We start from the raw sequence: 701 nt of genomic DNA, 5'->3' as shown, positions 1-701 counted from the left end.
CGGCGAACGCGTCGGCAGCGTCGACGTCGGCTGGGAGGTCGACCCGTTCGCCATCCCGCTGCTGCAGATCGCGCACCGGACCGGTGCACGGGTGGTGTTGCGCCACGTCGCCGGCACCGAGGACCTGACCGCCAGCGTCGCCGTCAGCCACCCCCCGGGCACGCCACTGCTGCAGTTGGTGCGCGACCTGCGCACGGATCGCGGGCCGGTGCTGCTGATCACCGCGCTGCACCGCGACTTCGCATCGACCGACACCTTGGCCGCGTTGGCCATCGCCGACGTCGGCGTCGCGCTCGACGACCCCCAGGCCGCGACGCCCTGGACGGCGGACATCATCACCGGCACGGACCTGGCCGCCGCGGTGCGCATCCTTTCGGCGCTGCACGGCGAACGGGCTCAGGGTGCGCGGGTCGCCGGTGACCAGCAACAGCCCCGCCAGGGTGCTGCCGCCCTTGGCCAGGCGCACCGCCGACTCCGTCGCCTCCCGGGCCACCGGCAGCGCCGAAAGGATGCGCACCGCGGCGGCCAGGTCCGTGCCGGTGATGATGTCCGCCGTCCAGGGCGTCGCGGCCTGGGGGTCGTCGAGCGCGACGCCGACGTCGGCGATGGCCAACGCGGCCAAGGTGTCGGTCGATGCGAAGTCGCGGTGCAGCGCGGTGATCAGCAGCACCGGCCCGCGATCCGTGCGCAGGTCGCGCACC

At 74.3% G+C, this 701-nt stretch carries 1 protein-coding gene; it reads right to left on the bottom strand.

The features are described from left to right. Positions 1-701: hypothetical protein (locus A9X03_RS30265; RefSeq protein WP_231975394.1), on the bottom strand; the 701-nt coding region annotated here is incomplete at both ends.

The organism is Mycobacterium sp. E1715 (genome assembly GCF_001667625.1).
In the GTDB taxonomy this organism is placed as follows: domain Bacteria; phylum Actinomycetota; class Actinomycetes; order Mycobacteriales; family Mycobacteriaceae; genus Mycobacterium.
This window is presented reverse-complemented; position numbering and strand designations above follow the sequence as displayed.